Annotated in this window: 10 protein-coding genes, 5 tRNA genes and 2 other annotated features; of the genes, 14 read left to right on the top strand and 1 reads right to left on the bottom strand. The window is 31.3% G+C overall.

Annotated features, from left to right (window positions below; genetic code table 11):
* The first annotated feature begins 117 nt into the window (after positions 1 to 117).
* From hslO to KPL38_RS16510, 6 genes are all read left to right on the top strand, one after another.
* A complete protein-coding gene (gene hslO, locus KPL38_RS16535) occupies positions 118 to 999 on the top strand; it encodes an Hsp33 family molecular chaperone HslO (protein WP_216290249.1) in 882 nt (293 codons plus the stop codon).
* A gap of 316 nt (positions 1,000 to 1,315) precedes the next feature.
* Positions 1,316 to 1,391, top strand: a tRNA-Val gene (locus tag KPL38_RS16530).
* 5 nt (positions 1,392 to 1,396) lie between these two features.
* Positions 1,397 to 1,473: transfer RNA gene (locus tag KPL38_RS16525), tRNA-Asp, on the top strand.
* A 47-nt stretch (positions 1,474 to 1,520) separates the two neighbouring features.
* Positions 1,521 to 1,596, top strand: a tRNA-Phe gene (locus KPL38_RS16520).
* Between the two features lie 4 nt (positions 1,597 to 1,600).
* A tRNA-Gly gene (locus KPL38_RS16515) sits at positions 1,601 to 1,675 on the top strand.
* 23 nt (positions 1,676 to 1,698) lie between these two features.
* Positions 1,699 to 1,773: transfer RNA gene (locus tag KPL38_RS16510), tRNA-Cys, on the top strand.
* Positions 1,774 to 1,926: 153 nt separating this feature from the next.
* Here KPL38_RS16510 and KPL38_RS16505 read toward each other — a convergent pair.
* A complete protein-coding gene (locus KPL38_RS16505) occupies positions 1,927 to 2,622 on the bottom strand; it encodes a DUF6873 family GME fold protein (RefSeq protein ID WP_216290248.1) in 696 nt (231 codons plus the stop codon).
* 149 nt (positions 2,623 to 2,771) lie between these two features.
* Here KPL38_RS16505 and ytxC point away from each other — a divergent pair, with 149 nt between their 5' ends.
* The 8 genes from ytxC (at position 2,772) to pheS (ending at position 9,449) form a co-directional block, all read left to right on the top strand.
* Entirely contained in the window at positions 2,772 to 3,677 is a 906-nt protein-coding gene (gene ytxC, locus KPL38_RS16500) for a putative sporulation protein YtxC (protein ID WP_216290247.1), read from the top strand.
* A 155-nt stretch (positions 3,678 to 3,832) separates the two neighbouring features.
* Positions 3,833 to 3,947 (top strand) — a sequence feature (ribosomal protein L20 leader region).
* Between the two features lie 30 nt (positions 3,948 to 3,977).
* Positions 3,978 to 4,505, top strand: a complete 528-nt coding sequence (infC, locus tag KPL38_RS16495) for a translation initiation factor IF-3 (RefSeq protein WP_216290246.1) — start codon at positions 3,978 to 3,980, stop codon at positions 4,503 to 4,505.
* Between the two features lie 20 nt (positions 4,506 to 4,525).
* Complete coding sequence (rpmI, locus tag KPL38_RS16490; protein ID WP_216290245.1) at positions 4,526 to 4,723, top strand: 50S ribosomal protein L35; 198 nt, start codon at positions 4,526 to 4,528, stop codon at positions 4,721 to 4,723.
* 27 nt (positions 4,724 to 4,750) lie between these two features.
* Positions 4,751 to 5,110, top strand: coding sequence for a 50S ribosomal protein L20 (gene rplT / locus KPL38_RS16485; RefSeq protein WP_216290244.1), 360 nt, complete (start codon positions 4,751 to 4,753; stop codon positions 5,108 to 5,110).
* A gap of 142 nt (positions 5,111 to 5,252) precedes the next feature.
* Positions 5,253 to 6,605: a TrkH family potassium uptake protein gene (locus KPL38_RS16480; protein WP_376769043.1), complete on the top strand. Its 1,353-nt coding sequence runs from the start codon at positions 5,253 to 5,255 to the stop codon at positions 6,603 to 6,605.
* Positions 6,606 to 6,616: 11 nt separating this feature from the next.
* On the top strand, positions 6,617 to 7,276 hold the full coding sequence (locus KPL38_RS16475; RefSeq protein WP_216290242.1) for a potassium channel family protein: 660 nt from the start codon (positions 6,617 to 6,619) through the stop codon (positions 7,274 to 7,276).
* Between the two features lie 12 nt (positions 7,277 to 7,288).
* Positions 7,289 to 8,074 (top strand): TrmH family RNA methyltransferase, encoded by a 786-nt coding sequence (locus tag KPL38_RS16470; protein WP_216290241.1) that lies wholly within the window; start codon positions 7,289 to 7,291, stop codon positions 8,072 to 8,074.
* Between the two features lie 68 nt (positions 8,075 to 8,142).
* Positions 8,143 to 8,355 (top strand) — a binding site (T-box leader).
* 74 nt (positions 8,356 to 8,429) lie between these two features.
* Positions 8,430 to 9,449: a phenylalanine--tRNA ligase subunit alpha gene (pheS, locus tag KPL38_RS16465; RefSeq protein WP_216290240.1), complete on the top strand. Its 1,020-nt coding sequence runs from the start codon at positions 8,430 to 8,432 to the stop codon at positions 9,447 to 9,449.
* Positions 9,450 to 9,638: the final 189 nt, after the last annotated feature.

Below are 9,638 nucleotides of genomic sequence, written 5' to 3'. Positions count from 1 at the left end.
TTAGAAATGAATAAAAATAAACATTAACATTAATAAAGATAAGTAAGAAATCATTCGTATTATTTAAAGAAGGTTTCTTATCAAACTTATAATTAGATTATACAAGGGGGTTTAAATATGGATAAATTAGTTAGAGCTACTGCAAAACAAGGTCAAGTTAGAATAGTTGCAGCAATAACCACTGATTTAGTAAATGAGGGAGCTTTAATGCATTTATGTGCGCCTACAGCAGCGGCAGCTTTTGGAAGAATGTTAACTGCTGGTACACTTATGGGATCTATGCTTAAGTCAAAACAGGATAGTTTGACATTGCAAATTAATGGCGGCGGTGAAGCAAAGGGTGTCGTAGTAACTGCTCATTCTGATGCAAGTGTCAAAGGATACATAGGAAATCCTAACATAGATTTGCCTGCAAATAAACTTGGTAAACTTGATGTTGGAGGTGCCATTGGAAAAGATGGCTATTTAAGAATTATAAGGGATATGGGCCTAAAAGAGCCATATGTAGGCCAAGTACCAATTCAAACAGGCGAAATTGGTGATGATTTAGCATATTATTATACTGTATCAGAACAAACACCATCTGCGGTGGGACTCGGGGTTTTAGTTGATACTGATATGAGTATTAAAGCTTCAGGAGGATTTATTATTCAAATGATGCCTGATGCAGATGAATTTTTGGCGGATACAATAACATATAGACTTGAAGAAATTCCATCTATAACTGAGTTTATTGCAAAAGGTATGAGTATTGAAGAAATTTTAGAATTTATTTTTGAAAATATGGAACTTAAGATACATGAAGAGATTAAGCCAATGTATAAATGTGATTGTTGTAGAGATAGAGTGGAGAGAGCATTAATAAGTATAGGTAAAAAGGATTTAGAAGAATTATATAATGATGGTAAAACAGAAGAACTTAAATGTCATTTTTGCAACAAAAAATATGAATTTAACCATGAAGACATAGGCAAATTGCTTAAAGAAGTAAAATCTTAGATAAAGGCATAACTTTGGATTAGAACAATATGGGTATAAATTTTGTTCTTTTCTATTCTAAAAAATATAAATTATACAACCTTATGATGTAAAACGTAGAAAAAGTAAGCATTATTGAAAGAGAAGTACCATATATCATAAATATACTAGAATTTCTACTCTATTTAATGTTGACAGTTTTAGGTAAATCCTATAATATAGTAAAGTATTCAAAAACAAATAAGCATGTGAGCAATAAGGAAAAATTGTTAACATATAAAGTTGTTGACAAGTTTTATGAAATGTTGTAAACTGTACTAGTTTGATAAAAACATGTGGGAGCATAGCTCAGCTGGGAGAGCATCTGCCTTACAAGCAGAGGGTCACAAGTTCGAACCTTGTTGTTCCCACCACATATGGCTCAATAGCTCAGTTGGTTAGAGTGCCGCCCTGTCACGGCGGAGGTCGAGGGTCCGAGTCCCTTTTGAGTCGCCATTTAAATCTAAAAAATTTAAAAAATCAATAAATCAAAAAAACATTATGGCTAAATAGCTCAGTCGGTAGAGCAGAGGACTGAAAATCCTCGTGTCCCTGGTTCGATTCCGGGTTTAGCCACCATGTTGCGGAAGTAGCTCAGCGGTAGAGTGCCACCTTGCCAAGGTGGACGTCGCGAGTTCGAATCTCGTCTTCCGCTCCAATTATTTTAAAAATCAATAAAATGGCGCTATAGCCAAGCGGTAAGGTCAAGGTCTGCAAAACCTTTATTCCCCGGTTCAAATCCGGGTGGCGCCTCCAAAGTAAAAAAGTAGTCTAAATGCTGATAATTCAGTGTCTAGACTACTTTTTTTTATTTTATAGGTATTTTACAATATAGCATAATTTAAAAAAATCAATTCACGATAATAAACAAATATGCATAAGATAATCTAATCTAATATATTGTTTTAACTAAATTCTAAAAATACTACCTCTATCAATTAATTTACCAGTACTTAAGAAAACGGGTTCTACCATATGCTTATTTAAGAATGCAAGTACTTCTTTTCCATACAAATAATTATCTAAATGACCATAGAAAGCTAAAACATTATCTTCGATTAGACCTGTTGCACCACCAATGAAACCATAGTTAAGCCCAGGAAGGAGAATATCCCCTGGAGGAATTAATAAAACATCTATTTTTTCAAGAATTAAAACCTTTGCGATAGAAACATCACTTGTGATGATAGCATGGTCATTAACTATGCATGTGGAGCATTTTGTATAACCTTGATTTACATTTATTAATTTTTTGTTTCTTAAAAGGGATAAGAGTGTGATATCGGTGAAATTAATTGAGTGAATAAATAGATTGCCTATGCTTAATGAATTAAGAGATATATCATAAGGATATTTGGTTTTCAAAGTTGAGGTGGATTTATAAATTTTATAATTTTGTAAAACTAATTTATGTATAAATTCATCATCCATATTTTTATCAACAACAATAGTATTGCCTAAAATATGCATTAGCATATCTGGGTGACCTTTCACTGCCTCATATAATGAGTTATTGGGAGGGCAAATTAACAAGTTATACCCTTTAGAAATTAAATATTCTTTTTCTTCATTTGCGATTCTAAAATCAACGATAAGATTTTTCATTGTAATACTCCTATTTTTTTGTTATTCTTATTCTTATTTTATAACACAAAGTAACTACAGATTGCAATATGTCGATTATTGCATAATTAATTTTGCATATACATTAATATTACACACATACTATCGTAAATGAGAAAGGAGTGTGCGAAATGCTTTTATTAACTGTTGTATATAATAGGAGTATGGAATACATTATTGATGGAATTAAAGATATAAAAAAATCTTTTGAAAATGAAAAAAACACATTAGGTATATCGGAAAGTATAATAGAAGATACACACTATATAAAGTTTTTTTCTAGTAATGACAACTTAAACGAGCATAATATCAAAAACTTCAATTTGAATGTTGCAAATATGCTCTATAAAGTAGTCACAACAGAATTTTGCAAAAAAGAAATCAATAATTTTTTAGCTGATACTTATTTTTTCTTGCAATATGATGAAATAAAACAAGTAAAACCTAAAATACAAAAGGCTTTGATCAATGAGGGAGCAATATCTGGCCCTAACATGGTGTATTGTATAAATAGAAAAAATAAAATAATTGATAAAATAATTAAATGCATAGAAGAAAACAATGAGATTAATATAAGTGGATTTTTAACATTTAGAGCAAAAGATTTATTCAAAGATTTAGAGCCTATAGTTGATAAAGTTGTAGAAGAGTATATGGTAGAAAAAGAATATAATGAGTTCATAAAGCTATTAAAATATTTTGTTGAAGTTCAGGACAGTAAGATAGATGAAGCTAATATTTTAATTGATAGAAGTGGAAATTATTTTTTAAGAGATAAGGACGGTAATGATTTAGTAGAAAATATGATAATGGAGTTATCTGATGTTAAGTATGATTCAAAAGAAAGCCAAGAGGAACTTATAATTAGCACAATGATAAGTAGTGCTCCTAAGAAGATAATTATACATTGCGTTGAGCATTGCAAAAATAAAGAATTAATTGAGACTATAAGCAAGGTGTTTGTAGGTAGAGTTCAATATTGTGATAACTGCTCTGAATGTGAAAAGATAAAAAGTGAAATGGCCATATTGGAGTAGAGATAAAAGTAGTAATAAACTGATGTACTTAAAAATATAGAGTTTCATAAAAGAACTTTAATAATCTAAAACAAATGTTGACAATTTAATAATAATATAGTATAGTATTAATTGTTGTGAACGAAAATATAAAAAAATAATATAGTATTATTATCTTTAACAAGAAGAAACAGCCGTTTCTCACCTTTCAGCTATGCTAGTTAGGTTATATAATAGTTTGAATTTGTTACTATTAGGGACGGCTTATGCCGTCCCTTTTATTTTTTAAATATTACAAAATCATCTAGTTACACTTAGGAGGTGAAAACTATTAGTAAAAAGAAAAGTTTCATGATGAATGAAGAAATAAGAGATAAAGAAATAAGAGTTATTGGAGCTGATGGTTCTGCATTGGGTATTTTAGAGACTAAAGATGCAATAAATCTTGCAGAAGATAGTGACTTAGACCTTGTTATGATCTCACCAACTGCAAAACCACCAGTATGTAGAATAATGGATATTGGTAAATTTGAATATGAAAAACAAAAGAAAGAAAAAGAAGCTAAAAAGAAACAAAAAGTTGTAACTCTTAAAGAAGTAAGATTGAGTGCAACAATACAAGACCATGATATTGCGATTAAGGCTAGCAATGCCAAAAAGTTCTTGTTAGATGAAGATAAGGTAAAGATAACTGTAAGATTTAGAGGAAGAGAAATTGAAAACTCTAAAGTTGGACACAAAATATTAAAAGCTTTTGTGGATAAACTCGGTGATGTTTATGTTGTTGAAAAACCAGCTAGACAAGAGGGAAGAAATATGATAATGATTTTAGCTCCCAAAAAAGCATAACCGAAAGGAGGAATTTTATTATGCCTAAAATGAAAACACATAGAGGCGCAGCAAAAAGATTTAAGAAGACAGGTACAGGTAAATTGAAGAGAGCAAAAGCTTTCACAAGCCACATTTTAACACATAAGAGTCCCAAAAGAAAAAGGAACCTTAGAAAAACAGCATATGTTGCATCAACTCAAATAAAAGCAATGAAGAAATTGTTACCATACTTATAATTGAATGGTGATTAGGAGGTATATTAAATGGCTAGAATTAAGCGAGCAGTTAACGCTCGAAAAAACCATAAAAAAGTATTAAAGCTTGCAAAAGGTTATTACGGTGGAAGAAGTAAATTATTTAAAACAGCTAACGAAGCGGTAATAAGAGCGTTAAGAAATGGTTATATCGGAAGAAAGAGAAAGAAAAGAGATTTTAGAACACTTTGGATAGCTAGAATAAATGCAGCTACAAGATTAAACGATCTTTCATACTCAAGATTTATGAATGGTATGAAACTTTCAGGTATTGATATTAACAGAAAGATGCTTTCTGAGATTGCTATAAATGATCCAAAAGCTTTTGCTGAATTAGTAGAAGTTGCAAAAAAACAATTAAAAGCATAGAAGTAGAAGCATTATTAAAAAATGTAGCCACTAGGCTACATTTTTTTATGCATTTTTGACAAAAATGTCTTACATGATATAATTAGTAAAACATCATTGGTGAAAGTTTAAAGTTGTAGAGGTGGATAATTTGGAATTTGATATTAAAAATCTTAAAAAGAAGAACAAATACACCCCCGTTCAGATACTTGCATTAGGTTTTGCTATAGTTATACTTATAGGAGCAATACTTCTAAGTCTCCCTATAGCTTCGCAAAGTGGTAAAATTACACCTTTCATAGATTGTATATTTACCTCTACATCTGCTGTATGTGTTACGGGGCTTGTAACTCTAGATACGGGGACATATTGGACCTATTTTGGTAAAACAGTAATAATGTTATTAATAGAAACGGGTGGACTTGGGTTTATGTCTGTGGGGACACTTGTTTTTTTCTTCCTAGGTAAAAGAATTTCCTTAAAGGAAAGGCTGGTAATGCGGGAGGCAATGAATGTAAATTCATTACAAGGTTTAGTTAAAATGGTCAAGTATGTATTAATATTCACATTTTCAGTTGAAGGGATAGGTGCAGTGTTATTTGCAACACAATTTATTCCTCAATTTGGTATTGCTAAGGGAATTTATTATAGCGTATTTCATTCAGTTTCTGCTTTTTGTAATGCCGGATTTGATTTGATGGGAAATTTTAAAAGTCTCACTGCATATGCTAATAATTCTGTAGTAATACTTACGGTTTCAGCACTAATTGTAATAGGAGGGTTAGGATTTTTTGTTTGGGTAGAGATATATAATTGTAGTGAATTTAAAAAATTATCATTGCATTCTACGATAGTTATTTATTCAACAATAATTTTAATTGTTGGAGGAGCAATACTTATGTATATCTTTGAGATGAATAATCCTACTACTATGCGAGGAATGTCTGTAAAGGGTAAAATCTTATCGTCAATATTTGCATCAGTTTCTCCTAGAACTGCAGGATTCAATTCAATTCCATTAGATAAAATGACTACAGCAGGGAACTTTTTAACAATAATTCTAATGTTTATTGGTGGATCCCCAGGATCAACGGCTGGTGGAATAAAAACAGCTACTGTGGTTGTGCTTTTTATGACTGTAATGTCAGTTGTTCACGGTCGTGAAGATACTGAAATATTTAAAAAACGTATAAAAAAAGAACTTGTATACAAAGCCTTAGTAATAACTGTTCTTGGACTCATGATTGTAATAGTGGTTACAATGGTATTATCAATTACAGAGCCATCAAATATTCCATTTGAATACTTTTTATACGAAGCTACTTCGGCTTTTGCTACAGTTGGGTTAACACTTGGATTAACTACAAAACTAACATTTGTGGGGAAGATAATAATAACGCTTACCATGTATGCAGGGCGAGTAGGACCACTTACTATAATACTTGCATTGGCTAGAAATAAAAAGGGCAAATCTGGAACTATAAGATATCCAGAAGATAAAATTTTAATTGGATAGGGGTGGAGTTAATGAGTAAAAGGCAGTTTATTGTAATAGGGCTCGGAAGATTTGGAACGTCTATTGCCGAAACATTATATTCCTTGGGAAATGATGTCTTAGCAGTTGATTCTGATGAAGAGATAGTACAAGATATTTCAGATAAAGTAACTCATTCAGTTCAAGCTGATGCAAATGATGAAAATAGTTTAAGAGCTCTTGGTATTCGTAATTTTGATTGCGCAGTTATTAGTATAGGTGCTGATATCCAATCTAGCATACTTGCAACACTTTTGGTCAAAGAACTAGGAGTGAAATATGTAATTACGAAAGCAACCAATGCATTACATGCTAAAGTATTATATAAAATAGGTGCAGATAGGGTAGTTTTTCCAGAAAGAGATATGGGGGTACGAGTCGCTCATAACCTAGTTTCATCAAACATATTAGATTACATAGAATTATCACCTGATTATAGTATTGCTGAACTTGTTAGTCCTGAAAAATGGCATAATAAGACTTTAGGTGATTTGAATATAAGAGCTGAATATGGCATAAATATAATGGCTATAAAAAGAAACAATGATATTGATGTTTCACCATCTGCTGATAATATTATAGAACCTGGTGATATTATTGTGGCCATTGGTAATATTGAAGAGTTAAACAAATTGGAGAAATTTGTGAGATAAGGAGCATTTAATTTGGAATATATTCTAAGCAAGGATAATTTATTGATAAAAGATATCAAAAAGTTAAAGGAAAAGAAATATAGAATGAGTAGTAATATGTTTTTAGTGGAAGGGTTTAGATTTACGAGAGAAGCGCTAAATTCAAATTTCGAAGTGGTGAATATTTTTATAAGTGCATCGGGAGAGGCAAAATACGAAAGTTCTAGTATGGAAGATAAACTACAGAAAAATACTAAAGTTTATGGTGTTAGTGATAGCTTATTTAAAAGTGTTTGTGATACTGATAATCCACAAGGAATTTTAGCTGTTGTTCGAAACACTCCTGTAGAGATTAAATATGATTATGGGTTCTACATTTTGGCTGATAAAATTCAAGACCCAGGTAATATGGGAACTATAATTAGAACTGCACATGCAGCAGGGGCACTCGGAGTTATAATTACAAAGGGAACTGTGGACATTTATAATGATAAAACTTTAAGATCCACGATGGGTTCTATTTTTAAGATACCAGTTATTTATGATGAAAATCTATCATTAGTACAGAGACTTAAAAGTGATGGGTTTAAGTTGATCACTAGTTCGTTAGATACTGATAATAACTTCTATGATATAGATCTAACACAAAAAGTTATTATATCTGTGGGTAATGAAGGCAATGGTATTTGTGAAGACGTTTATAATATGTGCGATATAAAAGTTAAAATTCCTATGCCCGGGGGTGCGGAATCTTTAAATGCAGCGGTTGCTGCATCAATTATGATGTATGAAGCCGTAAGACAAAAAAATATTATATAAATTTTAGTTGAAATTATCAGTGGTTATGGTTATAATATTTTGTATACTTTCATAAGTTGATTGAATAATAATACACTGTGATGGAGAAAGTAAATATAAAAATGATTACAGGGATAAGAAGCCTTAGACTGAGAGCTTGCTTAGGTAATTTTTATATTGAAGTTCACTCCTGAGTTCTAATAGCGAAACAAAGTAACTGTTAGCGGGTAAAACCGATAAATTTATCTAAGAGGACTATTTTTAGTCAATTAGGGTGGTAACGCGGATATTCCGTCCCTTTGTTAGGGACGGTTTTTTTTGTTCTATAAAAAACTGTAAAATAAAAATTTATATAAGTATGAAAGGAGAATTCGTTATGAAGGAAAAATTAGAAATGATAAGGGCTGCAGTCTTAGAAGAATTAAAGGGAGCTTCAGCTAAAACAGAATTAGAGAATGTTAGAGTTAAGTATTTAGGAAAAAAAGGTGAACTTACTCAAATACTAAGGGGTATGGGTAAGCTATCAAATGAAGAAAGACCAATAGTTGGTAAATTAGCAAATGAGGTTAGAGAGAACATAGAAGAGCTTATAACAAAAGCCTCAGATACATTGAAAAGTAAGGCAAAGGAAATGAAATTAAAAAGCGAAATTATTGATATATCTATGCCAGGGAAAAAACAAACAATAGGTAAAAGGCATCCATTAGATTTAACACTTGAAAAAGTTAATGAAATATTTTTATCTATGGGTTTTGTTATCGAAGAAGGACCTGAAGTAGAGACAGATTATTATAATTTTGAAGCGTTAAACATACCTAAAAATCATCCGGCAAGAGGAGAACAAGATACATTTTACATAAATGATAGCATACTTTTAAGAACTCAGACTTCACCAATACAAATAAGAACTATGGAAAATCAAAAACCTCCAATAAAGATGATTGCACCGGGAAAAGTTTATAGATCTGATGCAGCAGATGCTACTCATTCACCTATTTTTTATCAAATTGAAGGACTTATTGTAGATAAGGGAATTACTTTTGCTGATTTAAAAGGTACATTAGAGATGTTTACGCATAAGATGTTTGGAGATAAAATGGAAACAAAATTTAGACCACATCATTTTCCTTTTACAGAACCATCAGCTGAGATGGATGCTACTTGCTTTGTATGTAAGGGTGAAGGGTGTAAGGTTTGCAGTGGTAGTGGCTGGATAGAACTTTTAGGCTGTGGAATGGTTCATCCGCAAGTTTTAAGAAATTGTGGGATTGATCCTGAAGTGTATAGTGGTTTTGCTTTTGGATTTGGACTTGACAGAATTACAATGCTAAAATATGGAATAGACGATATTAGAGCACTTTATGAAAGTGATATGAAGTTCTTAAAACAGTTCTAAATATAAAAAGATAGTTATTAAATAATTACAAGAAATACAGGAGGCAAGACAACTAAAAATGTTTTGTACTAACAAAGATTATAGACCAGCTAGTTAAAGTCAAGTGTAAATTTGCGAAAGTAGTTGTTAATTTCATTGCATAACAAAAAGACCATTGCATAACACGAACAATGGTAAATTTAGTAATTA

Origin of the sequence: Clostridium psychrophilum, from assembly GCF_018861705.1 — a bacterium.
Classification (GTDB): domain Bacteria; phylum Bacillota; class Clostridia; order Clostridiales; family Clostridiaceae; genus Clostridium_AD; species Clostridium_AD psychrophilum.
This window is presented reverse-complemented; position numbering and strand designations above follow the sequence as displayed.